A 24,542-nucleotide genomic window follows, 5' to 3' on the forward strand; every position below is an offset into this window, starting at 1 on the left:
ACAATGACGTTGTCACATCACCGCCACAGAACCATGTCTCCCGCGGGCTCGGCTGTCAGTACGATCACACGCACGTTTGCCAAATCGGGAATCCGGTTGCCCGGCAGCGCTGCCGGTCATTAATTCAACGCCATCCGAAAGCAGGCCGCTTGCCTGTGCAATACATTGGTTATCATGTACACAAAACACTTTTTGCGCGGGAGCCTTCGCCCGCTCACCCCTCTAAAAGGAAATAAACTATGGCAGATGCAATGGAGCTTGATTTACGCGCACTGTTGTTCGATGTTTTTGGAACGGTCGTAGACTGGCGCAGCGGTGTCATCGGCGAAGTGACTGAGTTTGCACGCAGGCATGCACTGACAACCATTGACCCAGCGACTTTTGCCGACGTCTGGCGCAGTCATTATTCACCGTCAATGGAAGAGGTTCGCAGTGGCAGACGCCCCTTTACAAGGTTGGATGTGCTGCACAGGGAGAGTCTGGAGAAGACGCTGGCAACGTTTGACGTGCCCGTCGCCAGTTTGCCTGCGGATGCACTGGCCCAGCTTAATCTGGCTTGGCACCGGCTGGATCCGTGGCCCGACTCCGTGCCAGGGCTCACCCGGCTAAAAGGCCGTTATATTATTGCGCCGCTATCGAACGGCAATATTCGGCTGATGCTTGATATGGCCAAACGGGCCGGCCTGCCCTGGGACGCCATTCTTGGCGCAGAAACTGCCCAGGCATATAAGCCGGCACCGCAAGCCTATTTACGCACGGCAGAGATTCTGGATTTGCCGCCGGAACAAATTTGCATGGTCGCGGCGCACAACAATGATCTTGCCGCAGCACGCCTTTGCGGTATGCGCACGGCTTTCATTCCCCGTCCTACCGAGCACGGCCATCAGCAAACAAAAGACCTTGTGCCCGACCAGGATTGGGACGTCGTGGCGCGGGATATGCTTGACCTGGCGCAACAGTTCGGCTGCTCGCAGGAATGATCAGTCGCCATGCAAATAAATGAAACAGGCCGATGAGGCGTGCAATGAGACGTACTGATGAACCTTTGCAAATGAAACGCACAAATGAAACCCGGGCACGCACTCACGACATTATTGCGGATTCTTGTAACTATTTATATTCGGCCTTTATACACCTGCATTTGTGTCCCGCCTGGCAACACCGAAATCTGCAGCACGCCTTTGTATACCAGGGGTCTTCAGATTTCTGCATCAAACACAGTTGGAATAGCCACTTTTCCCGGATATATGCACTGCTATCGCGACCTTTTACCGCGCGTTACATCCATGACAGTTAGCATGCCATGGCGCATGCTACGCTAAAGACTCAAGTGATCAGAGTGCCAAACACTGATTTTCACATTAACTGAAACAGGAGCAAAGTATGAATAAAGATATTGCAGCCGGTAAATGGGAACAGGTCAAAGGCTCTGTGAAGCAGACATGGGGTGAGTTGACTGACGACGACGTCGCCCAGGTCAATGGCAGCGCCCAGAAACTGGCAGGCATCCTGCAGGAAAAGTATGGCCGCACCAAAGAGGAAGCAGAAAAGCAAGTGAGTGACTTCTGGTCTCGCCACAACAACGACCTTTGATCCGGCCTGCCCTGTTCGCTGATATACGCATCGCCCAGAAGCCATCGGCCTCAGTGGCCTGACGTGGTTGAGTTACTTGATGTTTAAATTACGTGACGTTGAGCGGCTTGGGCGTTCACAGGCTGCGTAGCAACCCACAGCAGCGAATAAACACGTTCAAGTAAGATACCGCATGCTTTGCCGCCGAGTAACTGGCGGTGTAAAGCGTGCGGTCATTTATTTTATAGCCCGTTTTATTGCTGGCCGATGCCCAAACCCATGGCGTGCTCTGCTGAAAAAAACATCGACAACATGCAGCCGCTTACTGTAGCGTTAAAATGCAACGATCAAGCCAAGCGATACAACAAAACAATGACGTGAAACAATAAAGCGAACCGGCCCAGTTGAAGCGATACATCAAAAGATCAATTAAAGCGAACACGCTCCGCACATGTGCGCTTGTCAGCAAATCGAAGCGAACAACTGCCTGAGCGAAATTATATAACGCACACTACGATCAAGCCTGGTGGTTATACCCGATAAAAATCCTCTGCCTGTGGCAATCCCGCGTGTTCCGAAGCGCCATCAAGAAACAGCACCATTGCAGTCCGGTCCTGCTCTTGCGCAGCCCGCAACCGCTGGGCGGGATATCGCTGTGCATGTACGATATTGAAAAGATACAGACCTGGATCGTCAACAAAGCGCAACAACGCCTTGGCCCTGATCAATGCTGCTCCCAGCCTGGCGAGCATCGCCTCCAGCGCCTGATTGAACACGCTGCGCCGCAGTGGTTGAGTAAACTCAAGCGTCACAATCCCTATGGCCGAATGCGACTGCACCGGTCGCAGCACTGACTGCGGCTTTTGTCGCTGAAGTCCCAGGTTTTGCGCCAGAGTCTGGTGGTCGGTATGGCTGACGCCGGCAAGCGAGCCTGTCAGGAAATTGGAAAACCCTGCGCCCTGCCTTGGCGATACCTGCAGTTTTGACAGCATATCTAGCGGATTTTCATTCGCAAAAAATTGCGGTAGGGTCATGGCCGGCGCATCAGTAACAGTTGATATATATTGCGCAACGCCAAGCGCCTGGTCACCTGCAATGCTATCTGTTCTGGACAGCAGGACCAGATCAGCCTGCACCAGTTGCCGGGACCATTCAACATAAGTGCTCTGTTTGTCGGCATTGACAACATCCACGATACAGATGCAGCCGTTGTAAAAGAAACGCTCCTTGAGAAAAAAATCACTATGCAATGTAAAACGCAATGCCGAGGGGTCTGCCAGACCGCTGGTCTCTACGATGATGCGATTGAAGCGGGGAATGGTTCGCGCCAGGGCATCGGTAAACAGACGCTGCAATGTCGCACTCATGGAGCCCTGCATCTGGCAGCACAGACACCCGCCTTCTAGTAGAATAGTGGAAGGCTGCACGAATGACCAGTTTGCCTGGTCAATCCCCAGTTGGCCGATTTCATTTACGATCACAACCGTATTGGCCATATCGGGTTGCTGTAACAGCTGGTTGATATAGCGGGTTTTTCCGCTACCCAGAAAGCCGGTAACAGCGGTAACGGCAACCCTGTGGTCGGAATCAAAAGCAGTCGTAGTCATACAAGGAGTCTGAAGTGGTGGTGGCAATAAACGGTGGTATGCAGTGTCATCTGAAGACGTAAACAACATGCAGGTGGAACTCCTGCACTCGCTGGCTGATCTGCCGGACTTTGACTGGCGTGCCTGGTCCAACGATAATCCGTTTATCTCTCCGGCATTTTTACGTGCCATGGAAAATACCGGCTGCGCCAGCGAGGACACCGGCTGGCAACCATGTCACCTGATTCTATACGATCAGCGTCGGCAGCCGGCCGGTTTCATGCCGATGTATCTGAAAACCCATTCCCAGGGCGAATTTGTCTTCGATATGGCCTGGGCCCGGGCTTTCAGCCAGTATGGCCTTGAGTACTATCCCAAACTACTGTGCGCGGCTCCGTTTTCACCGGTCACCGGCCCCCGCCTGATCGGACGCAACGCTCAGGCCAGGCGGGTGCTCGCCCAGGCGGCGATTGAGGTCGCCCGGCGCTTGAAAGTCTCGTCCATTCATGTACTGTTTCCCGAACAGGACGATCTGGCCGTGCTGCGCGAGTCCGGTTACATGGTACGAGAGAGTGTCCAGTTTCACTGGAACAATGCCGACTATGCCGATTTCGATGCCTTCCTTGCCAGTCTCACTTATGACAAACGCAAGAAAATTCGCCAGGAAGCACGCAAGGTGGCCCAGGCCGATATCACGTTTGAATATAAGCGCGGCAAACAGATTACCGCTGAAGATCTTTCGTTTTTCTTTTCCTGCTATTGCAATACTTATTACGAGCGTGGTCGCCAGCCCTATCTGTCAGAGGCATTCTTCAGCCAGTTGCTGCAGCATGCGCCGGACAGCCTGCTGCTTGTGATTGCGCAACGCCAGGGAGCCCCGGTTGCCTGCGCCATGAACATGATCGGCAACAATAAAATGTACGGTCGTTATTGGGGTGCGCACGAATATATACCCGGGCTGCATTTTGAAACCTGCTACATGCAGGGTATCCGCTATTGCATCGCCCACGGCATTGCCTTATTTGAGGGCGGGGCCCAGGGTGAGCATAAACTGTCGCGCGGGCTGCTGCCACAGGCGACCTATTCGGCACACTGGATCGCTCGACCCGAGTTTGCCGATGCCATACATCGCTTTCTGGATGAAGAAACAGTGCATGTTCAGGCCTATCTGGACGAGCTGCATGAGCATTCGCCATTCAGGAAACAGGACAGCACTCAAGTACGGCCTGCCCCACCGCTGCCCGAGTAGCTATCCGGTACCGGGGAAGGCTCGGCCCGCCTTGCCGGACCGTAGCCACAACGCATGCCAGGCAGCCATGTTCTGACACCCTGGCCTCTGGCTCGCATGGCACAAATAATGGCAGCTAGCCCCTGGGGTAGCCAGCGAGCTGCCCGCCCGCCTTCTTATTTGTCTTCTTTATCTTTGTCTTTGGCGTTGTCGTTGTCGGCCGGATTGAACGGAAAACCACCGAATATATTGCTGGTCTGGTTCTGCATCTGCTCCTGCATCTGCACGAACATGTTCTTGGATTGCTCAACGTAATTATTCATCATGTTGTTGAGCAGCGGCGCCTGAATATTCATGAATTGCGACCAGGCTTCGGCACCAAATTGCGGCGTGTAGACACCTTTTGACTGCTCGGCCAGTTTGTCCTGAATATCTACAAAGGCCTGCATGTTCTTTTCAAGATAGGAACCCATGACACCCTGCATGGCGTGTCCGTAGAAACGGATGATATGCGCCAGCATGGTGGAACTGAACATGGGCACGCCGCCAGATTCCGCTTCAAGGATAATCTGTAGCAAGATGCTACGCGTGAGCTCTTCGCCCGATTTGGCATCCAGCACCTGAAAACGGACATTGTCCAACACCAACTGTCTCACATCCTGCAACGTAATATAGGTGCTGGTCTGCGTATCGTAGAGCCGACGATTGGGATATTTTTTGATTGTGCGGACGGCGTCCGTGTCAGTTGCTTTTGCCATTACCTGTTTAACCTTTAAATAACTGTCTTTGTCCGGTTGAAGGACTTAACCCATATGCAGGCCACCATTGACCGAGAAGTCGGCGCCGGTGGAAAAGCCGGATTCGTCTGAAGCCAGCCATGACACAATCGAGGCAATTTCTTCGGGCGTGCCCAGACGACGAACCGGAATGGTGCCGACGATTTGCTCGAGCACCTCGGGACGGATTGCGCGTACCATGTCGGTTCCGATATAACCCGGGGAAACCGTGTTGACGGTGACCCCGCGACTGGCCACTTCCTGCGCCAGGGCCATGGTAAAGCCATGAATACCTGCTTTGGCCGTGGAATAGTTGGTCTGGCCAAACTGTCCTTTCTGTCCGTTGACCGAACTGATATTAATGATACGCCCCCAACGCTTTTCATACATATGTTCAATAACCTGTTTGGTCACATTGAACAGACTGTTCAGATTGGTGTCCATGACTGCACGCCAGTCATCAATGGACATTTTGCGAAAAACCCCATCACGCGTAATTCCGGCATTGTTTACCAGAACGTCCACGGGACCGTGTTCGGCCCTGACCTTTTCGAACGCAGTGACGGTGGAATCCCAATCGGACACGTTGCCTGCCGAGGCATAGAATGTATACCCCTGTGCTGCCTGTTCGTCAATCCACTGCTGGGCATTGCGTTGCGGACCGCAGCCGGCGATAACCGTGAATCCATCTTTGTGCAGGCGCTGACAGATGGAGGTCCCTATACCTCCCATCCCACCCGTAACATATGCTATTTTTTGTGTCATTTTGAACTCCTTAGGCTACTTTCACGGTAATAAAACGATGCATTGACCCGATCAGGCTTTGACTTTGACGTACTGCCCCGGCGCCGGAGCCAGCGGCGGGTAGGCGGCATTTCCCTGCGTTGCTTTGGCCTTTACCTTGCGCCCGCTGTGCCCTGCAAGCCAGCCGGTCCAGTCGGGCCACCAGCTGCCAGGCACCGATTGCGCATTTTCCAGCCATTGCCGGGCATCGGTCTGCTGCACCTGAATGGTATCACTGGACCAGTAGTTGCGTTTGTTCTTTGCCGGCGGATTGATCACACCTGCAATATGACCGGAAGCACCCAGGATATACCGGACATCGCCCGAGAGCAGGCGCGCCGAGGCGAACGAGGCATCCCAGGGAACAATGTGGTCTTCTTTCGAGCCATAAACGTACGCAGGCATGTCCAGATCGGCAAGATTTACCGCTTCAGCGCATATTTTCAGTGCGCCCGGACGGCACAATCTGTTTTCGAGGTACATATTCCGGAAGTACCAGGTGAAGAACGGGCCCGGCAGATTGGTCCCGTCTGAATTCCAGTACAACAGGTCGAATGCAGGCGGTGCTTTGCCTTTCAGGTAATTGCTGACGACATAGTTCCAGACCAGTTCATTGGGCCGCAGAAACGAAAAGGTGGTGGCCAGCTCTTTGGCAGTCATCATTCCCCCCTGCCCCAGCAGCTGTTCCCGATAGGCTACATGCGCCTCATCGACGAACACATCAAGTACGCCGGTATCTTCAAAATCGAGCAGCGTGGTCAGCAGCGTCACACTGGCCACCGGGTTCTCGTCGCGCGCCCGCGCCACCGCCAGCGCACTGGAAAGCATGGTGCCACCTACGCAAAACCCCAAGGCATTGATTTGCGGCTGGCCGGTAATCTGGCGGACTGTTTCAATCGCGGTCAGCACACCCTTTTCGATGTAATCGTCCCAGGTTGATTTTTGTATGCCATCAGTATCTGCCATGGTCGGGTTGCGCCAGGAAACCATGAACACGGTAAAACCCTGGCTGACTGCATACTCCACCAGGGAATTGCCTGACTGCAAATCCAGAATGTAATATTTGTTGATGCATGGCGGGACCATCAGCAAGGGCCGTCGGTACACGGTTGGCGTTTGCGGCGCATACTGCAGCAACTGAAACCAGGGGTTTTCAAATACCACGGAACCGGGCGTCGTGGCCAGATTACCTCCCACTTCGAATGTCGAGTCGTCTGTCTGAGAAATCTGGCCGCGGCGCAGATCGCCCAGCAGGTTCAGAAACCCCTTCTGCAACGATTCACCGTGGGTGTCCGAAAAGGTTTTGAGCACGTCGGGATTGGTCAGAAAATAGTTCGCGGGCGACATAGCATCGTTCCACTGTTCAACCGAAAACCGTAGCCGTTCCCGCACATTGTCGGGCACTGGCGCCTGATCGACCATTTTCTGCATAATGCTGGTCGATAGCAAATAGAGGTGGGCCATCAGCAGATGCTGCGGGCTTTCCAGCCAGGCCGGACTGCTGAACCTTCTGTCGGTCAGCGGTGGCAACGTACCTTGCTGTCCGGCGGCGGCAATCTGCTGCCATTTGGCGAGGAACTCGGCCTGCAACGGCGCCGGGAAGGCTGCATCCTGCGCCGGAGCGGCCTGGGCTGCCCATGCTTGATCAGTCTCGTTGGTCACTCGTCTCTCCGGCTGTGGTCTGATTTTCATTCGTGGCATGCTCACCGTGTACAAATCATTCTATATAAAAACAAACAGTACGTCAGACGGTATCTACCCCACTAAGGGAAACCCTGAGCGCCCATCCGCCCTGGGTCTGCATCGTCACCCACAGCACGGAACAATCAGGGCTCGATCCAGATAACCGTGGCCAATCTGCCGGTCGTCTGGCTGCGCCGGTAGGAATAAAAAAGGTCATCCTGCAGATACGTGCACAGGCCACTTTGTTCAACGTGCCGGATTCCCATCGCGGACAGCCGATGGGCCGCAATGCCTGAAAGATCGGCCAGCCACTTGCCGGCATTGTCCGGATGCGGCATGAAGCAGAAGGCCACCGTGGGATCAACATCCAGGAACGCCTCGCGCACTTGCGGACCAATTTCGAATACCCGGTAGGAAATGGCAGGGCCAATCCAAGCGTAATCGGGCAGTTTACCGCAGGCAGTATGCAGTTTTTTGACAGTATTCTCCAGCACCCCCGCCGCCAGGCCACGCCAGCCTGCATGAGCCGCCGCCACCCCCTTGTCCGAGGCAAACACCACTGGCAGGCAATCGGCGGTCAGAATGGCCAACACCCGACCTGGCGTCGTAGTCATGCTGGCGTCAAACGGTCCCACGGCGTGCGCCCCTGCCACATCCGCATCCAGTACGCTGGTGCCGTGTACCTGGTCAAGCCAGACCGGGTCTCCCGGCAAAAAAGCACGCAGCCGCTGCCGGTTTTCCCATACCGCTTGCGGATCATCCTTGACATGCAGCCCCAGATTATTGCTATCGTAGGGAGCCCGGCTCACGCCGCCATGGCGCGTGGTTGTGAAATAATGCACGCCTGGACAGCGCTGCCCGGTCACCTGTAACGGCTTCATTTTGATGTCCATTCAATTGCCGCCATTACCTGTTCCATATCATCAGGACGGGCCGCGTCAAATGACCGGGGCTGATCCGAGGCCGGATCAATAAAAGTGAGACGACGCGCATGCAGCATCTGGCGCTGCGCCTGACCTAGCGGTTTACCGTTGTACAGGGTATCGCCCAGCAGGGGATATCCCAGCGCATGCATATGGACCCGGATCTGGTGGGTTCTGCCTGTTTCCAGCCTGCACTGCACATGGCTGACGGGCGCCTCGTCGATATAGCCGAAAGCCAGGCGCTCATAATGGGTAATCGCTTCTTTGGCAGCAATTGGCGTCACGGTGGACATACGCACCGGCACATGGCGATCGCGACCGATAGGCAGGGTGACGCTTCCGCTGGCAGGACTATGCCCCATCACCAGCGCTTCATATTCCCTGCCCATGGTGCGCGCCTGCAATTGTCTGACAAAATGCGTCTGGGCCGATTCATTGCGCGCCACCACCAGCAAACCATCAGTATCCTTGTCCAGACGGTGCACAATGCCTGCCCGCGGCACATGAGCCAGTTCGGGATATCGGTAGAGCAGGCCGTTTAACAGCGTACCCGACCAGTTTCCGGCACCGGGATGGGTAACCAGGCCGGCGGGCTTATTGACCACAATCCAGTCTGCGGAATCGGCCACGACCATGAAATCCACTGGTTCCGGTGTAAACGCCGTCTGTTCGGGCGCCTGCTGCATCGTCACCAGCAGCAGATCGTCGGCACCAACGTTCTGGCGGATTTTGCCGGGTACGCCATTGACCAGCACATGCCCTTGTTCTATCCATCCCTGCAGCCTGCTGCGTGAATGTTCAGGTATGAGCGTAGCCAGAACCTTGTCCAGGCGTTCGCCGGTCATCGTCATGGGAAGACGGAATTGCCGCTGCTCATTGTCGGGAATTTCGTCGGCATCCTGTAAAGTTGGGTCTGACATCGATAGAAAACACTGTAAAATCATATAATGTTCTTATAATAACGCGGCAATGCTATTATCAGATTGCTTTTTGAACTTTAACTAACAGTCACTTCCAAATTATGCATAAACGTTTGCTTCGAACTTCTCTCATTGCGCTGGGCTGCCTGACTATTGCAGGTTGCAGCAGCATGATGACCCGAGAAGCTGACAGAACAGCCGGTATGTCAGCGCCCCAGTTATATCAGGAAGCTCGCGACAACGTGCGCAGTAATGACTACAAAACCGCACGCACCTATCTGGAAGCCGTCGAAGCCCGTTATCCCTATTCCAGTTTCGCGCAGCAATCGCTAATCGATCAAGCCTATGTGAACTGGAAGGACAACGATCCGGAAAAGGCCGTGGCTGTGATTGACCGCTTCCTGCGCCTGTACCCCAGCCATCCGGGCACCGATTACATGCTGTATCTGAAAGGTCTGGTTACGTTTACGCCACCCAGCTCCTATCTGCGCAGCCTGACCGGACAGGATCCCAGCGAGCGTGATCCCAAGGGGCTGCGCCAGTCGTACGACGCTTTCAATGAGCTTGTCCAGCGCTTTCCGGAAAGCCGATACAGCCGCGACGCCAGGCAGCGCCTGACGTGGCTGGTCAGCACCATTGCCGACAACGAAGTCAATGTGGCCAAATACTATTACACACGTCATGCCTATGTTGCCGCCATCAACCGCAGCCAGTCTGTCCTGAAAGACTTTTCCGGTGTGGCCGCTGCCGAACCTGCGTTGTATATCATGATGCAGTCGTACCAGCAGCTTGGCATGCCCGATCAGGCCAATGATGCAAAACGAATTCTGGATCAGAACTACCCTAACAGCAAATACTATGAACAAGGCCTGGAGGGCAGCGGTGGCTGGTTTTCATGGATCAATCCGTCACGCGTCTTCAATTAAAACAGACCGGACAGATACCTTCAGGTAAAAAGCAGGGCGGCCCATGGGCCGCCCTGCTTTTTACTGCACCTGTTGCAAACGAATTTACGATACTGCGTCGTCGCCTGTGGGCAGCGCAATATCCTTTGCATGGGTTTTCAGAAACGCGGTGGCCTCGTCAAGCTTGCGCGTGCGACGAAACGGCGGCAGACCACGCCACAACAGTTTTCCGTAAGGTTTCTCAACCAGTCGCCGGTCCCCGACCACCAGCAGCCCCCAATCCTTTTCGGTGCGAATCAGTCGACCTGCACCCTGCTTCAGGGCAATCGCCGCACTGGGCAATTGATACTCAAAAAACGGGTTACCGCCCGACTCGCGACAGGCTTTGATGCGCGCTTCAAGCACCGGATCATCGGGTGGTGCAAAAGGCAATTTGTCAATCGCCACCAAGGTAAGCATATCGCCCGGCAAATCAATCCCTTCCCAGAAACTGGCGCTGCCTACCAGCACCGCATTCTTTAACTGACGAAACTGTTCAAGCAATGTACCTCGCGAGCTTTCTCCCTGACGCAATACCGGCCGCTCGATGAAATGCGTATCAAAGGCCTCCAGAAGCATGGCGGACAGATTGTCGACGGCACGCAAAGTTGTGCACAATACCAGCACACCACCCGGGCTGGCCTGGATCAACGGGATCAGCGTTGTCACAAACTGCTTCTGGAAATCGGGTGACTGCGGTTCGGGCAAATGATCAGGCACATACAGCATGGCATGGTCCTGATAATCAAAGGGCGACTCCCATCTTTCGGTACGGGCGCCATAGAGTCCGAGCTGACGGGTATAGTGCGAGAAATCCTTGTAGACCGATAGCGTCGCAGAGGTAAAGATCCAGGCCTGATCCTTGCGCCGCTGGCGTGAGAAAGCATCGGCTACCGACAGCGGCGCCATCTGCAGGCGAAAATGATGCAGCCCTACCTCGACCCAGCGAACCAGTTGCTCGGCCACGACGTTGCCAGCTTTGGATACAGCTGGCGGTACTGTCTGCTGCGCCGTATTCGCAGCCAGGTTAGCGCTGTCACGGGTAACGCCTTCAGGCAAAATGACCGGTTGCGACCAGCGGTACAGCCGTGCACACAGCTCTGTCCCCGACTTTGCCGCAGTCGCCAGATCGGGATGGCGCTCCTGCACTGCAGTCAGCATGCCGGTCAGCGTGACCAGTTCATCGTAAAGCTTGTTCAGAATCTCAAAAAAACGGTCAGCTTCGGGAATCTGCTCGAACGTGGCCTTGCGTCCGGGCATTTTTTCTATGGGTGCCGCCACCAGGCGCAGATCTTTCACGTAATAGGACACGCGCTGGCAGGCTTCAGTCCATTTGGCGCTATCACGCGCATACGCCAGCGCCGCCACTTCAGCGGATTTCAGAAAATCGGTAATGGTGCCCGAATAGACCACATCGCCCATAAAGCGGGTAGCAGTCTCAGGCAACTGGTGCGCTTCATCGAATACCACCGCATCGGCGGCCGGCAACAGGTCGGTAATGCCTTCCTCCCGCAAAACCAGATCGGCAAAAAACAGAGCGTGGTTAATTACCACCACATCGGCTTCCTGCGCCTGCCTGCGCGCCTTGAGCAAAAAGCACTCCTTGACGTTGGGGCAGTCCTGGCCAAGGCAGTTTTCGCGGGTGGACGTAACCCGGTTCCAGATATCGGCTTCTTCCGGCACCTGGCCACAGTCGGTTTTGTCACCGGAGCGCGAGCGTGTTGCGAATACACGGATCTGCCGCAACTGGGAGATTTCATCCCTGGACTTGAGCGCGCGCTCGTCCTGCTCCAGCCGGTCCAGGTGGTAATGACAGACGTAATTGCTTCGCCCCTTCAGCAGCGCAACCTGAACCGGCAGGGCCAGGGCATCGCGAACCCGTGGGACATCCTTGGTAAACAGCTGATCCTGCAAGGTCCGGGTCCCGGTGGAGATAAGCACCTTGCCGCCCGACAGGAACGCCGGAATCAGGTAGGCCCAGGTTTTACCGGTCCCGGTGCCTGCCTCGGCTACCAGCACCGAATGCGAGGCAATTGTCTCATCCACGGCCTGCGCCAGCTGAATCTGCGCGTCGCGCAGCGTATAGCCGGGCACCGCTGCCGCCAGCGGTCCCTCCTGATCAAACCAGTCGGAAATATCAAAATCAAGTACTCGCACAACGTTTCCTACGACCTCGCCTTGCGGCATTTACATGTGGCATCATACTCCAGTTCTGCTGCGCCAACCGCGATGCTTATGGCACAATGTCGCGTTAAGTTTAATTATCACCGTTAAGTATGAACGCATCCTCTTCTTCTGTTACCGCCTCGTCCCCGCTGGTTGACCCGGCGCGCATTATTGCATTGCTGGCTGCCGAACTCAATGTTCGTGCCAGCCAGATCGAAGCCACCGTTTCGCTGCTTGATGACGGGGCGACCGTCCCGTTTATCGCGCGCTATCGCAAGGAAGCCACGGGCGGCCTGGACGATACCGTATTGCGTAACCTGGAAGTGCGACTGGCTTATGTCAGGGAACTGGAATCGCGCCGCGCCGCCGTGCTCGAATCCATTTCCGGTCAGGGCAAGCTCACGCCCGAACTGAGCGAAGCCATCGCGGCTGCCGACACCAAGCAGCGCCTGGAAGACCTGTACGCGCCGTTCAAACCCAAGCGCCGTACGCGCGCCCAGATTGCCCGTGAAGCAGGACTGCAACCGCTGGCCGACCTGTTGCTGGCCGAGCGCAATGCCGATCCGCTCGTTGCTGCCCAGGACTACGTCAATGAAGAGCTTGGCGTCAAGGACACCCGCGCCGCGCTCGATGGCGCACGGGACATTCTGGCTGAACAGTTCTCGGAGAACGCGGACCTGGTTGCCGATATGCGCGGCTACCTGGGCCAGCATGGCTTTCTGTACTCTAAGGTCATTGAAGGCAAAGAAGCAGAAGGCGCCAATTTTCGCGACTGGTTCGATTTTCGCGAGTCCATCCGCAGTCTGCCCTCGCATCGCGTGCTGGCCCTGCTGCGCGGTCGCCAGCAAGGCGCGCTTGATTTGCGCATCGGCCTGAGCGACGAACAGGATGCGCTGGTGCCCCATCCCTGCGTTGAACGCATCAGCCGTTTTCTGGAACTGGATGCCGATTATTCGCCAGCAGCCAGTGCCCGCGGCAAATGGCTGGCCGACGTAGCGCGCTGGACATGGCGCGTGAAAATGCTCACCGCCTTCGAATCGGAGTTCATCACAAAACTGCGCGAAGAGGCCGAAGCCGAAGCCATCCGCGTCTTTGCCGCGAACCTCAAAGACCTGCTGCTGGCAGCACCGGCCGGCCCCAAATCGGTGCTGGGCCTGGACCCGGGCATCCGTACCGGCGTCAAGGTGGCCGCCATCGACAAAACCGGCAAAGTGCTCGATACCGCCACCATCTATCCCTTTGAACCGCGACGCGATCGCAACGGGTCGCTGGCCACGCTGGCGGCCCTGGTCAATAAACACAAGATCGAACTGATTGCCATCGGCAACGGCACGGCCTCGCGCGAGACCGAAAAGCTGGCAGCCGAACTGATCGAAGCCCTGCCCAACGCGGGACTGCGTAAAATCGTTGTTTCCGAAGCTGGTGCTTCAGTATATTCAGCCTCGGAACTGGCAGCCAAGGAATTTCCCGATATGGATGTGAGCCTGCGTGGCGCGGTTTCCATTGCCCGCCGCCTGCAGGACCCGCTGGCCGAACTGGTTAAAATTGAGCCCAAGGCAATTGGTGTCGGTCAGTATCAGCACGATATCAACCAGCGGGAGCTGGCGCGTTCGCTCGATACCGTTATCGAGGATTGCGTGAATGCGGTGGGCGTCGATGTGAACACGGCCTCTGCAGCCCTGCTGTCACGGGTATCGGGCCTGAATTCCACCCTGGCCCGCAATATAGTCGATTGGCGTGACCAGAATGGTGCGTTCCCAACGCGTAAAACCCTGATGGATGTCTCGCGTTTCGGCGCCAAGTCCTTTGAACAGGCGGCAGGCTTTCTGCGCATCCAGAACGGTGATAACCCCCTGGATGCCTCTGCCGTCCACCCGGAAGCTTACCCCGTGGTCGAACGCATCCTGGATAAAATCCGCAAGGACGTCAAAACAGTCATGGGTAATAAGGAAGCGTTAAGCGGCCTGTCTCCGAGCGAGTTTACCGACGAACGCTTCGGCCTGCCCACTGTGAAAGATATTTTCTCGGAACTGGAAAAGCCAGGGAGAGACCCCCGCCCTGAATTTAAGACCGTCACCTTCCAGGAAGGCGTCGAGACGATCAAGGATCTGTCGGAAGGCATGATTCTGGATGGCGTGGTCACCAATGTCGCCAATTTCGGCGCATTTGTGGACATCGGCGTGCACCAGGACGGCCTGGTGCATATTTCCGCCCTGTCCGAAACGTTTGTGAAAGATCCGCGGGATGTGGTCCGCGTCGGCCAGACTGTCAAAGTCAAGGTACAGGAAGTTGACGTGGCGCGTAATCGTATCGGCCTGACCATGAGGCTCAATGACGATACCGGACCTGCGGCGCGACGCGATTCGCGACCGGGTGCTGCTGCTCCACGGTCAAACGGTGGCGGACGACAACCGGCGCGCAATCAGGCGCCGGCCAGCACGTCCATGAATGCCATGGCCGCGGCATTTGCCAAACTCAAAAAATAGAAGATAGAAGATAGAAGACTGCAGCCCGTTTCCATAACGGGCCGCAGTCTGATGGGTTAGTTGGCGCTTACGCCCAGTTTGGTGATCAGGGCGCCCCAGCGATCAACCTCTTCATTGATGAATGAGCCAAACTGCTCGGGGGTCATACTCTGCGGAATGGCGCCCAGGTTAGCCAGTTGTTTCTGAACATCGGGCTTGGCAACCACTTTGAGAATCGCCTTATTGAGCAGGGCCACGTCTTCCTTAGGCATGTCGGCCGGCGCCAATACGCCGAACCACGACGAAATATCAAAGTCCTTGAAGCCTTCCTCGATCATCGTAGGCAATTGCGGGGCCACCGCCGATTTCTCCTTGCTGGTCACGGCCAGCGCCTTGAGCTTGCCGGCACTGATAAACGGCCAGGCCGACGGCATATTATCAAACTCCATCAGCACATCGCCAGCCATCACCGCTGTCAGGCCTGGCGCACTGCCCTTGAACGGGACATGCAGAATCTGGGTGCCGGCATCCTGATTGAGTTGCTCGCCGCACAGGAACTGCGAGGAGCCGATACCTGAAGAAGCATAGGTGGCCTTGTCCTTGTTATTTTTGATGTATTCAACCAATTCCTTCACATTGTTGACCGGCAGCTTGGGATTGACCACCAGTACGTTGGGCACTTTGGCGATGAGGGCGACCGGTGCAAAGTCCTTTTTCAAGTCATAGTTCAGCTTCTTGAACAGCGTGGCATTGACTGAGCTGGCAATGGTCGTGACGATAAGCGTGTAGCCGTCGGGTTTGGCGCGAGCAACGTCGGTCATGGCAATATTATTGCTGGCGCCCGGTTTGTTTTCCACCACGAAACTCTGCTTGAGTTCGTCGCTCAAGCCCTTGGCAACAATCCGCGCCACCAGGTCTGTGGTGCCACCAGGCGTATACCCAACCAATACCTTGACCGGCTGTGCATCCGGATAGGCTGCGCTGGCACTGCCGGCAATCCCCAAAGCCAGAATCATGGCACCGACTGTTTTACTGAAATTTATCATCCTCGTCTCCGTTGTTGGCGGGCTGCATGCCCCCGTTGTGTTTGTCTAACTGGTTATTGCAATAGTAATAACTGCGCCCGGTTCAATGTCACGCCTGGCCACCCGCCTGGATCCAGCACGGCGCCCCGCGCAAACCGCAGCACCTGATGTCTTCCATTTTTCGTTTGCTTTCCCGTATTGCCATTGTGCCCGCCGGATGTTGCAGCCATCCTATCGGACAACGGGTAATGACACACCTGCGTGAACCGATAGTAAATCAAGCGCAGCTTTCCTGCTGATTCTCCGCCAGCTGGCTGTTCCCCCAGGTAGCCAATTGACGGGCAACCGGCCCGACCTGCTGCGCCTCATTTTCAGTCAGGCCCGAGAACATCGGCAAGATCGGCCCCATATCGGCAATACCAGCCAGTGTGACGCCATCGTGCAGGACCCGGATCGGATTGATGCCATCGCGCAGCGCTTCAAACGCCATATAGTGCGCACGCAACGTTTGCGCCGTAGCCGTGTCGTTCGCCTGCATTGCGCGCAACAAGCCCATCGAGCCGGCGGGCGCCAGGCAAACCGAACCGCTGGTAAAGGTTTTCAGGCCAAAATGCGCCATATGATCAATGGCCGGCGTCTCGCCAATGCCACTGACAATCAGCTCCGGGCTTACGCATGAAAGAATGGATTGCAGATACGGGTCATCGGTGGGATCAGGTCGCACCACAGCGTATTTGAAACTTACAATCCTGCCTTCTTCGACCAGGCTGGCCATGGTTTCGGCAGGAAGATAATTATCAGACTTGATATAGACCACGATTTTGTCGCCGAATGCATCAGAAAAATAACGAATGCCATCGGCCAGCCCCTGCTGTGTATAAGGAAACGTCATGGGCAGAAGCATTGCCGTGGGAAAATCGAAGCCTCGCAAAATGGCGGTCTGATCTCTCATTTTCCCAAAATCGGGGCCAACCGAAGGTAGCACCCACATATCGGACTGAGCCAGATCGGCCAGTTGTGCCACCGTATCGGCGTAGTCATTGACGCCCAGATGATAGAAATTGGCATTGCCACCGTACATCACCGTCCGCACGCCACCCTCATAAAGATGGGATAACAAGGCCCGATTCGCTGACTTGTTCAGACGATATTCCGTGTCGCGCGCCAGAGGTGGCACTGCAATCACGGAGCGTTGTAGATCCTGGGATGAAACTGGCGATGTTTTCATTTGAAATCCTGCAGTAGATAAGTGACCCGTAAGTTGGTTTGATATTTCATTTGACTTTATATCGATGAATAAATATAGTTGTCATACAAGTATAAATAACATCAGACATCTTATCTTAACAGAATAATATTGACGGAGACAGAACGTATGATTGAAAAAGTGATCGCGGGTGCGCTTGCAACTACACTGATGGTAGCGGGACCGGCACTGGCAGCCTATCCGGACAAACCAGTAAGAATCATTGTGCCCTTTGTGCCGGGCGGATCTTCTGATATTACCGCACGCGCCATCGCACCGGGGATGGAAAAAGTGCTGGGCCAGACGGTGATCGTCGAAAACAAGCCGGGCGCCAACGGCGCTATCGCCGCACAGGAACTGAAAAACGCCAAGCCTGACGGCTACACGTTGATGGTCGGCTCTATCGGCACCTTCGCCATTAACGAAGGACTTTATAAAAAATTATCCTACAAGCCCAGTGAAGACTTCGATTACGTCAGTCAACTGGTGCGCAATCCGAACGTGCTGGTCGTATCTTCAAAAATTCCGGTCAAAACCGTGGCCGAACTGATCGAGTACGCCGGCAAACATCCCGACCAGATTTCCTATGCGTCTTCCGGCACCGGTTCGTCAGATCATTTGTCTGCAGTGATGTTCCGGCAACGCAGCAATACCACGGGCATCGATGTCCCCTATAAGGGAGGCGCAGCAGCCATTGCCGATCTGCTGGGTGCACAGGTCGATGTGTCATTCCAGAACCTGGGGGCTGTGCTGACACACGTGCAAAGCGGCAAACTCAGGGCGCTGGCGATTACCGGTGCGCAGCGCTCGCCCGAGCTGCCCGATACACCAACCATGGCTGAATCGGCAATCAAGAACATGGTCGTGTATTCCTGGCAAGGGGTTGCCGCGCCAACAGGCACGCCCAAAGAAGTCATAGACAAACTGCACCAGGCAGTAAGCGAAAGCCTGAAGCAGCCGCGCACACAGGAAACCATGAAAAAATTGGGTTTCACCGTAGTAGGCAATAATCCTCACCAATTTTCCCAGTTCCAGAAGGAAGAAGTGAGCAAGTGGAAAGAGGTAATCAAGTCTGCCGGGCTGAGCCAGTAGAGGTCAAATAGCAGATGCAATAGCATCGTATATTGCATCTGCATTATCAGTTCACATCCGCAAAGTTAATGTCGCTTGGCCGGCGCGGCTGACGTGTTGGATCAGCCATCCTTCACATGCATGGCATCCGCTGTGCCAGCTCTCACCCGCGCAGTGCTTCTGAATCGACCAGCACCGCCAATTTGCCGGACCAACCCTGCCGCCATGCCCAGGTGCACTGCCGCCCCGCTATTCAGACATCCGTGCCTTCATCGCTTGCGGCAAACTGCATGGCCCACATACGCGCGTATACACCATTGGCCTGCAACAGTCGGACATGAGATCCCTGTTCGACCACCCTACCCTGGTCCATGACCAGAACCCGGTCGGCGTCCACAATCGTGGACAAGCGGTGGGCGATAATCATGGTGGTGCGGCCTTTGGTGATTTTGTACAGTTCATCCTGGATCGCTCTTTCGGTGCGCGTATCCAGTGCACTGGTCGCTTCATCCAGCACCAGTATGGGCGGATTTTTCAGGATGGTGCGGGCAATGGCCACGCGCTGCTTCTCGCCGCCAGACAATTTCAGACCGCGCTCGCCCACCTGCGTATCATAGCCCTCCGGCAGCGACATCACGAATTCGTGAATGCTGGCAGCCCTGGCAGCTTCCAGCACTTCGTCCCGTGTCGCATCAGGACGCCCATAGGCAATGTTGTAATAAATACTGTTATTGAACAGGACCGTGTCCTGTGGCACGATCCCGATATGCTGGCGCAGACTCAGTTGCGTGTACTCCCGGATATCACGACCATTGATCGTGATTCGTCCTGATGTGACATCGTAGAAGCGAAACAGCAGCCGCGACAGCGTGGATTTGCCGGCGCCCGAGGTCCCAACAACGGCGACCGTCTCGCCCGCACCAATGGCAAAGCTCACGTCGTGCAGTATCTGTCTTTCCGGCTCATATGCAAAACCCACATGTTCAAAGCGGATTTCTGCATTGCGCGTATCCATCGGCACGCTTTGTGACGTGTCTTCAATTTCCTGGTGCTGATCAAGAATACCGAACATGCGCTCCATGTCCGACAGGGAGTTCTTGATTTCTCGATAGATGAATCCGAGAAAATTGAGCGGCGCATACAGCTGCGTCAGGTAGGCCGAGATCAGAACAATATCTCCCACCGTCATCTGACCGGTAGTTACCCGGCTGGCTGCCATCCACAACAATACCACCATGCCAAACGTGATAATGACGCCCTGACCGGCATTCAGCAAGTTCAGCGAGATCTGGTTTTTGACCGCCGAGTCTACCCAGCCGCCCAGATTGGTATCGTAGCGATTGATCTCGTACGATTCGTTATTGAAATACTTTACCGTCTCGTAATTGATCAGGGCATCGATCGCCTGCGTGTTGGCCATACTGTCCAGGCTGTTCATACGCCGGCGCATGACCATGCGCCGCTCCGTTACCACAAGGGTGAACACGATATAGGCGGCGATGGTGGCCAGGATGACAACCGCAAACCAGATGTCATAGCGAACCAGCAGAATCACCATGACCATGGTCAGCTCAAGCAGGGTCGGCAGAATGTTGAACAGGGTGAAGTTGAGCAGAAAACCGATTCCCTTGGTGCCCCGATCCATGTCGCGACTGAGGCCACCGGTCTGCCTGTCCAGGTGATAGCGAATGGACAGACCGAAAAGATGCGTAAAGATTGTGGTGGCAATACGTTGTATCGAGCCCTGCGTGACTTTGGCAAACAGGGCGTCACGCAACTCAGAAAAGACACTGCTGGAGATACGAGCAAAACCGTAGGCCAGCAGCGCGGCAACCGGCAACATCAGCGCCGTTCCGGGCAGGCTGAGCTGGTCGACAATATCCTTGAGATACACGGGCAGCATGACGCTGGCCACTTTGGCGATCACCAGACAGGCAAGCGCGGCCATGACCCGCCATTTGAACATCCAGATATAAGGCAGCAATGAAACAATGACGCCAAATCCTTTTTTTCTTGCTGCACGTGCGGCGTCTGCCTGCGTTTTGTTATTTTCCATCGGGTTCATCATGATCGTAACGGTGGCACCGGACACTATGCATCGGCGTTTCTGTGGATATGGGTTTGAGCTGTTGCTGCTGTTCACATCCCTGCTTGCGAAAAGCGCAACGATCCAGGAAAAAGCAGCCCGTTGGCAACACGCGATTGCCCGGCAATTCAGGAATGGCCTGCACCCCTCTCTCTGGCAATGGAGCGCCCAGCTCCGGTACCGCATCCAGCAATAGCCGGGTGTAGGGATGGCGCTGCCGGGCGAGCACCTGGGCGGTATCTCCCAGTTCCACGATCTGCCCCAGATACATGACCGCAATACGGTTGCTCATATGCCGGATGACCGAAACATTGTGTGAAATCAGGATATACGTGAGCTGGTGTTCCCGCTGCAAAGTGAACAGCAGATTGATAATCTGCGCCTGGACTGAAATATCAAGCGCCGAGGTCGGCTCGTCGAGCACGATCACATCCGGATCGGACGCCAGTGCCCGGGCAATGGCAATGCGCTGGCGCTGGCCCCCCGAAAATTCATGCGGATACCGGTTCAGATAATCTGGCGACAGACCGACCTGTACAGCCAGCCGGGCAGCGCGCGCCCGCATGGCCGACTCCTGGGCTTCGCCTTTGACGTAAGAAGGTTCGGTGATGATTTTCCAGACGGGCAAACGCGGATCAAGCGAGGATTGTGGATCCTGGAAGACAATTTGTACATTGGGCTGGCCACGGTCATTATTCCAGCGCAATTGACCTTGCGACGGCTGTTGCAGGCCGATCAGCACCTGAGCCAGGGTCGTTTTGCCGCAACCTGATTCGCCCACCACACCCAGCGTTTCGCCGCGCGCCACGGTCAGGTCCACGCCATTGAGCGCATGTGCCCAGGTTCGGGCTTTGCCGCGCCAGTTGCGTTTTACGGGAAAGCGGACATGAATGTCGTCAAGTGTCAGGACAGCTTCAGACATTGTGCTCCTCCCGGACCGTCATCCAGCAGGCAGCAGCATGCCCGGAGGAACCGGCCACCGGCGTGAGCGCCGGAATCTGGCTACAGGCCGCAGCCTGCAAATTGCAGCGGTTACGAAAAGCACATCCTTCAGGCAAAGCTGCCAGGTTTGGCACTTGCCCGGCAATAGCGAGCAGCGGCGCGCCCGGGCTGGCGTTTTCTGGCAACGCGCCAAGCAATCCTCGGGTGTATGGATGGCTTGGCCGATTAATCACATCGGTGGCTGCGCCCTGCTCTACCACGCTACCTGCGTACATTACGTAAATCCGTTCACAGAATTGCGACACTACTGCCATGTCATGCGTAATAAGCAAAATAGCCGTTCGGGTTTTTTTTGCCCGTTCGCGCAGCAGCATCAGGACTTGTTTCTGCACCGTGACATCAAGGGCCGTTGTCGGCTCATCGGCGATCAGCAACGACGGATCACAGGAAAATGCCAACGCAATCATGATCCGCTGGCGCATTCCGCCGGACAGTTCGAAGGGATAGGCATCGAACACATGCTCCGGGTCGGCAATATGCATGTCCCGCAGCAGCGAGATGGCACGTTCGCGCGCCTGTTTCGGTGAAAGCGCAGTATGCTTCCTGATGACATCTGTAATCTGGCGGCCAACCCTCATGGTCGGGTTCAGCGCAGTCATGGGCTCCTGAAAGATCATGGCCATATCGCTGCCGCGAATCTGGCGCATTTGCTTTTCCGAAGCCTCCAGTATGTTCTTTCCTGATTTATGAATACTGCCCTTGCGAACAATATAATCTTGTTGCGGTATCAGGCGCATGCTCATCATTGCGGTAACAGACTTTCCCGAGCCCGACTCGCCGACAATACCAACGATTTCACCCGGCTGCACCCGAATGGTCACGCCATTGAGCGCCCGCACAGCACCCCGGTAGATTGGAAATTCAATATGCAGATTATCTATGTCCAGTACAGGCGGGATGCTGTCCCGCCCGGCTGCCGGCGCCACAACGTGCCGCTGCGTATTGGGCTGACTGTTCGGCGTCATTATTTCACCTTCTGTTTCGGGTCCAGCATATCACGAACACCATCGCCCACAAGATTGAACCCAATGGCGGTGATCAGGATCGCAACACCAGGAAACGTCGAATACCACCACTGATCCAGCAGGAAATTACGGCCCGAGGCAATCATTGCCCCCCATTCGGCGGTTGGCTGCTGCGCGCCCAAACCGATAAATCCGAGCGCGGCCGCCATCAGGATGGCATTGCCGATATCCAGCGTCATTTGCACAATTATCGGCGGTAATGCATTGCGCAACACATGCCAGCGCACGATATGTCTTTTGCCGGCGCCGAATGTCCTGGCAGCCTGCACATAAGCCATCTCGCGAATGCTCAGCGTCTGGCCGCGCGCCAGCCGCACATAATAGGGAATACGCACGATCGTAATGGCAATCATCGCATTGAACAGGCTCGGTCCCAATGCAGCGGCCAGCGCCATCGTCAATACCAGCGATGGGACCGACAGCACGATATCCATTGCACGCATGATAATCGTGTCTACGGTCCGGCCGATTACACCGGAAAAGCAGCCTATCACCGAACCGATAGCGCTGGCCACGAATGCAACGAAAACGCCGACGCCAATGGATTGGCGCGCACCGTACAATACCCTGCTGAACAGGTCCCGCCCGACTTCGTCTGTCCCGAAAAAGTGCATGGCCGATGGTGGCAACAGCCGACTGCCCAGGTCAACGGCATTCGGATTGTGCCCGGTAAGCAGTGGCGCCAGCAACGCGGCAAGACACATGAGGACAATCAGCACAAGCCCGAGCAGCATCATGGGACTGCGACGCAGCTGATACCAGAAATAAGAGAGCGAATAGGACAGTTGCGAAGTTGCGGTAATGGCAGCCATCAGCCTGCATCCTTGATACGTGGGTCCAGTATGCTGTACAGCAGATCAACCAGCATGTTGAGCAGGACATAGACAAACGAGACCAGCACCGCAAATCCCATCACTGCCGGAAAATCCAATGCCTGGATGGATTCGACTACATACAGACCCATGCCGGGCCAGCCAAAGACCGTCTCGGTCAGCACCGCGCCGTAAAGCAGATCACCCATGGCCAGGCCCAAAACGGTCACGGACGGGATCAGGGCATTGGGAAGCGCATGACCCAGGATGATTTTCCAGCGGCTCAACCCATAAGCCTGGGCGGTACGTACATAATCTTCGGATAGCTGCTCCAGCATGGAGGAGCGGATCTGCCGGGCTACAACGCCCAGATGGACGAAACTCAGGGTAAAGGCCGGCAGCACCAGGTGCTCAACGGTGCTGACAAACAAATCCCAGTCCCCGGCAATAAGCGAATCAACCAGGAAAAAACCGGTGACAGTCGGCGGCTCACCCAGCAGGCTGTCGATACGGCCGCCGGAAGGAAACCAGGACAAATGGCCGTAGAAAATAATCAGCAAGCCCAGCCCCAGCCAGAATGCCGGCATGGAAATACCCGTCACGGCCAGGGTGCGCGCCAGCTGGTCAATCCAGGAGTTTTTGTATACTGCCGACAGAACGCCCAGGGGAATGCCAAGCAGCATGGAAAAAATCAGCGCCACAATGGCCAGTTCGAGCGTAGCGGGGAAAAAAGCGAGAAGATCGTCGACAACCGGGCGGCCTGTGCGGATGGACGTGCCCAGATCCGCGTGCAACAGCCCTTTCAGGTAGACCCAGTACTGCTCGTAGAGCGGCAGATCCAGTCCAAGCTTCTGCCGGATGCCGACCACGATTGCTTCGGTCGCCCGATCACCGGCAATCAGCCGTGCCGGGTCGCCGGGAATCAGATGAGACACGATGAAAGTGATCACTGATACACCCAGCATGACCAGAATGAGCCAGGGCAGGCGCTTACACAATATCTGGAAAAACAAAACAGGCCCTTTCGTAAATTGGTGTCGGTATCTTGTCAAAGGCAAGACGAGCCCTTCACCCAGTTGATCAACCTACGACAAGCGCTTACGATCAGAAGACTCTCGCACAGGCTGGGTTTCTTGCAAAATAGCCGTAAAGCGCCACCGACATCGCGCAAAGGCAGGCAATAGTCACGGCGTCTATAGCATTGCTTACGGCTTGAAAAAAGCGAAACG

20 protein-coding genes are annotated in these 24,542 nt (G+C 55.7%); 6 read left to right on the forward strand and 14 right to left on the reverse strand.

Going from position 1 to position 24,542, the window contains the following annotated elements; genetic code table 11:
* The first annotated feature begins 239 nt into the window (after nt 1-239).
* Both INT32_RS10180 and INT32_RS10185 read left to right on the forward strand, forming a co-directional pair.
* Nucleotides 240-980: a haloacid dehalogenase type II gene (locus INT32_RS10180; protein ID WP_226816859.1), complete on the forward strand. Its 741-nt coding sequence runs from the start codon at nt 240-242 to the stop codon at nt 978-980.
* Nucleotides 981-1,383: 403 nt separating this feature from the next.
* Entirely contained in the window at nt 1,384-1,593 is a 210-nt protein-coding gene (locus INT32_RS10185) for a CsbD family protein (protein WP_193088619.1), read from the forward strand.
* A 509-nt stretch (nt 1,594-2,102) separates the two neighbouring features.
* Here INT32_RS10185 and INT32_RS10190 read toward each other — a convergent pair.
* Nucleotides 2,103-3,179 carry a GTP-binding protein gene (locus tag INT32_RS10190; RefSeq protein ID WP_193088620.1) on the reverse strand — a complete coding sequence of 359 codons (1,077 nt, stop codon included), beginning with the start codon at nt 3,177-3,179 and terminating at the stop codon, nt 2,103-2,105.
* A 43-nt stretch (nt 3,180-3,222) separates the two neighbouring features.
* Between INT32_RS10190 and INT32_RS10195 the strand changes: the two genes are divergently transcribed.
* Nucleotides 3,223-4,407 (forward strand): GNAT family N-acetyltransferase, encoded by a 1,185-nt coding sequence (locus tag INT32_RS10195; RefSeq protein WP_370540208.1) that lies wholly within the window; start codon nt 3,223-3,225, stop codon nt 4,405-4,407.
* A 155-nt stretch (nt 4,408-4,562) separates the two neighbouring features.
* On the opposite strand, the gene phaR is transcribed toward INT32_RS10195, so the two are convergent.
* The 5 genes from phaR to INT32_RS10220 all read right to left on the reverse strand — a co-directional run bounded on the left by phaR (nt 4,563) and on the right by INT32_RS10220 (nt 9,471).
* Nucleotides 4,563-5,144 carry a polyhydroxyalkanoate synthesis repressor PhaR gene (gene phaR, locus INT32_RS10200; RefSeq protein WP_193088621.1) on the reverse strand — a complete coding sequence of 194 codons (582 nt, stop codon included), beginning with the start codon at nt 5,142-5,144 and terminating at the stop codon, nt 4,563-4,565.
* A gap of 45 nt (nt 5,145-5,189) precedes the next feature.
* Nucleotides 5,190-5,927: an acetoacetyl-CoA reductase gene (gene phbB / locus INT32_RS10205; RefSeq protein WP_128394728.1), complete on the reverse strand. Its 738-nt coding sequence runs from the start codon at nt 5,925-5,927 to the stop codon at nt 5,190-5,192.
* Between the two features lie 51 nt (nt 5,928-5,978).
* Entirely contained in the window at nt 5,979-7,637 is a 1,659-nt protein-coding gene (locus INT32_RS10210) for a PHA/PHB synthase family protein (protein WP_370540209.1), read from the reverse strand.
* Nucleotides 7,638-7,771: 134 nt separating this feature from the next.
* Nucleotides 7,772-8,509: a peptidoglycan editing factor PgeF gene (pgeF, locus tag INT32_RS10215; protein ID WP_370540210.1), complete on the reverse strand. Its 738-nt coding sequence runs from the start codon at nt 8,507-8,509 to the stop codon at nt 7,772-7,774.
* Nucleotides 8,506-9,471, reverse strand: coding sequence for an RluA family pseudouridine synthase (locus INT32_RS10220; protein ID WP_193088624.1), 966 nt, complete (start codon nt 9,469-9,471; stop codon nt 8,506-8,508). The genes pgeF and INT32_RS10220 overlap by 4 nt, the downstream gene beginning before the upstream one ends.
* A gap of 101 nt (nt 9,472-9,572) precedes the next feature.
* Between INT32_RS10220 and INT32_RS10225 the strand changes: the two genes are divergently transcribed.
* Nucleotides 9,573-10,397 carry an outer membrane protein assembly factor BamD gene (locus tag INT32_RS10225; RefSeq protein WP_193088625.1) on the forward strand — a complete coding sequence of 275 codons (825 nt, stop codon included), beginning with the start codon at nt 9,573-9,575 and terminating at the stop codon, nt 10,395-10,397.
* 84 nt (nt 10,398-10,481) lie between these two features.
* On the opposite strand, the gene INT32_RS10230 is transcribed toward INT32_RS10225, so the two are convergent.
* On the reverse strand, nt 10,482-12,572 hold the full coding sequence (locus tag INT32_RS10230; protein ID WP_370540211.1) for an ATP-dependent DNA helicase: 2,091 nt from the start codon (nt 12,570-12,572) through the stop codon (nt 10,482-10,484).
* Between the two features lie 119 nt (nt 12,573-12,691).
* Between INT32_RS10230 and INT32_RS10235 the strand changes: the two genes are divergently transcribed.
* Nucleotides 12,692-15,067: a Tex family protein gene (locus tag INT32_RS10235; RefSeq protein ID WP_193088627.1), complete on the forward strand. Its 2,376-nt coding sequence runs from the start codon at nt 12,692-12,694 to the stop codon at nt 15,065-15,067.
* Between the two features lie 56 nt (nt 15,068-15,123).
* Here INT32_RS10235 and INT32_RS10240 read toward each other — a convergent pair whose 3' ends face one another.
* Together INT32_RS10240 and INT32_RS10245 are read right to left on the reverse strand one after the other, a co-directional pair.
* Complete coding sequence (locus tag INT32_RS10240) at nt 15,124-16,092, reverse strand: tripartite tricarboxylate transporter substrate binding protein (protein ID WP_193088628.1); 969 nt, start codon at nt 16,090-16,092, stop codon at nt 15,124-15,126.
* 256 nt (nt 16,093-16,348) lie between these two features.
* Nucleotides 16,349-17,299, reverse strand: a complete 951-nt coding sequence (locus INT32_RS10245) for a dihydrodipicolinate synthase family protein (RefSeq protein ID WP_193088629.1) — start codon at nt 17,297-17,299, stop codon at nt 16,349-16,351.
* Nucleotides 17,300-17,446: 147 nt separating this feature from the next.
* Here INT32_RS10245 and INT32_RS10250 point away from each other — a divergent pair, with 147 nt between their 5' ends.
* On the forward strand, nt 17,447-18,409 hold the full coding sequence (locus INT32_RS10250; RefSeq protein WP_193088630.1) for a tripartite tricarboxylate transporter substrate binding protein: 963 nt from the start codon (nt 17,447-17,449) through the stop codon (nt 18,407-18,409).
* A 232-nt stretch (nt 18,410-18,641) separates the two neighbouring features.
* Here the strand turns inward: INT32_RS10250 and INT32_RS10255 are convergent, their stop codons facing one another.
* The 5 genes from INT32_RS10255 to INT32_RS10275 are packed head-to-tail and all read right to left on the reverse strand — an operon-like array spanning nt 18,642 to nt 24,263.
* The gene (locus tag INT32_RS10255; RefSeq protein ID WP_226816861.1) at nt 18,642-20,444 is read right to left on the reverse strand and encodes an ABC transporter ATP-binding protein/permease; all 1,803 of its coding nucleotides are present in this window, start codon (nt 20,442-20,444) and stop codon (nt 18,642-18,644) included.
* Complete coding sequence (locus tag INT32_RS10260; RefSeq protein WP_193088631.1) at nt 20,434-21,396, reverse strand: ABC transporter ATP-binding protein; 963 nt, start codon at nt 21,394-21,396, stop codon at nt 20,434-20,436. Before INT32_RS10260 ends, INT32_RS10255 begins: the two co-directional genes overlap by 11 nt.
* Entirely contained in the window at nt 21,389-22,441 is a 1,053-nt protein-coding gene (locus INT32_RS10265; protein WP_226816863.1) for an ABC transporter ATP-binding protein, read from the reverse strand. The genes INT32_RS10260 and INT32_RS10265 overlap by 8 nt, the downstream gene beginning before the upstream one ends.
* A complete protein-coding gene (gene ddpC / locus INT32_RS10270; RefSeq protein ID WP_193088632.1) occupies nt 22,441-23,313 on the reverse strand; it encodes a D,D-dipeptide ABC transporter permease in 873 nt (290 codons plus the stop codon). Before ddpC ends, INT32_RS10265 begins: the two co-directional genes overlap by 1 nt.
* Nucleotides 23,313-24,263, reverse strand: coding sequence for an ABC transporter permease (locus INT32_RS10275; RefSeq protein ID WP_370540212.1), 951 nt, complete (start codon nt 24,261-24,263; stop codon nt 23,313-23,315). Before INT32_RS10275 ends, ddpC begins: the two co-directional genes overlap by 1 nt.
* Nucleotides 24,264-24,542: the final 279 nt, after the last annotated feature.

The organism is Advenella sp. FME57 (assembly GCF_014897675.1).
Taxonomy (GTDB): Bacteria; Pseudomonadota; Gammaproteobacteria; order Burkholderiales; family Burkholderiaceae_B; genus Advenella.

Excerpts from the sequence above, each read along its gene's own strand:
- INT32_RS10180 (WP_226816859.1), top strand. The coding sequence starts at position 240 with ATGGCAGATGCAATGGAGCTTGATTTACGCGCACTGTTGTTCGATGTT.
- phaR (WP_193088621.1), bottom strand. The coding sequence starts at position 5,144 with ATGGCAAAAGCAACTGACACGGACGCCGTCCGCACAATCAAAAAATAT.
- phbB (WP_128394728.1), bottom strand. The coding sequence starts at position 5,927 with ATGACACAAAAAATAGCATATGTTACGGGTGGGATGGGAGGTATAGGG.
- INT32_RS10265 (WP_226816863.1), bottom strand. The coding sequence starts at position 22,441 with ATGACGCCGAACAGTCAGCCCAATACGCAGCGGCACGTTGTGGCGCCG.
- INT32_RS10260 (WP_193088631.1), bottom strand. The coding sequence starts at position 21,396 with ATGTCTGAAGCTGTCCTGACACTTGACGACATTCATGTCCGCTTTCCC.
- INT32_RS10190 (WP_193088620.1), bottom strand. The coding sequence starts at position 3,179 with ATGACTACGACTGCTTTTGATTCCGACCACAGGGTTGCCGTTACCGCT.
- INT32_RS10250 (WP_193088630.1), top strand. The coding sequence starts at position 17,447 with ATGATTGAAAAAGTGATCGCGGGTGCGCTTGCAACTACACTGATGGTA.
- INT32_RS10255 (WP_226816861.1), bottom strand. The coding sequence starts at position 20,444 with ATGGAAAATAACAAAACGCAGGCAGACGCCGCACGTGCAGCAAGAAAA.
- INT32_RS10240 (WP_193088628.1), bottom strand. The coding sequence starts at position 16,092 with ATGATAAATTTCAGTAAAACAGTCGGTGCCATGATTCTGGCTTTGGGG.
- pgeF (WP_370540210.1), bottom strand. The coding sequence starts at position 8,509 with ATGAAGCCGTTACAGGTGACCGGGCAGCGCTGTCCAGGCGTGCATTAT.
- INT32_RS10220 (WP_193088624.1), bottom strand. The coding sequence starts at position 9,471 with ATGTCAGACCCAACTTTACAGGATGCCGACGAAATTCCCGACAATGAG.
- INT32_RS10225 (WP_193088625.1), top strand. The coding sequence starts at position 9,573 with ATGCATAAACGTTTGCTTCGAACTTCTCTCATTGCGCTGGGCTGCCTG.
- INT32_RS10210 (WP_370540209.1), bottom strand. The coding sequence starts at position 7,637 with ATGAAAATCAGACCACAGCCGGAGAGACGAGTGACCAACGAGACTGAT.
- INT32_RS10235 (WP_193088627.1), top strand. The coding sequence starts at position 12,692 with ATGAACGCATCCTCTTCTTCTGTTACCGCCTCGTCCCCGCTGGTTGAC.
- ddpC (WP_193088632.1), bottom strand. The coding sequence starts at position 23,313 with ATGGCTGCCATTACCGCAACTTCGCAACTGTCCTATTCGCTCTCTTAT.
- INT32_RS10185 (WP_193088619.1), top strand. The coding sequence starts at position 1,384 with ATGAATAAAGATATTGCAGCCGGTAAATGGGAACAGGTCAAAGGCTCT.
- INT32_RS10245 (WP_193088629.1), bottom strand. The coding sequence starts at position 17,299 with ATGAAAACATCGCCAGTTTCATCCCAGGATCTACAACGCTCCGTGATT.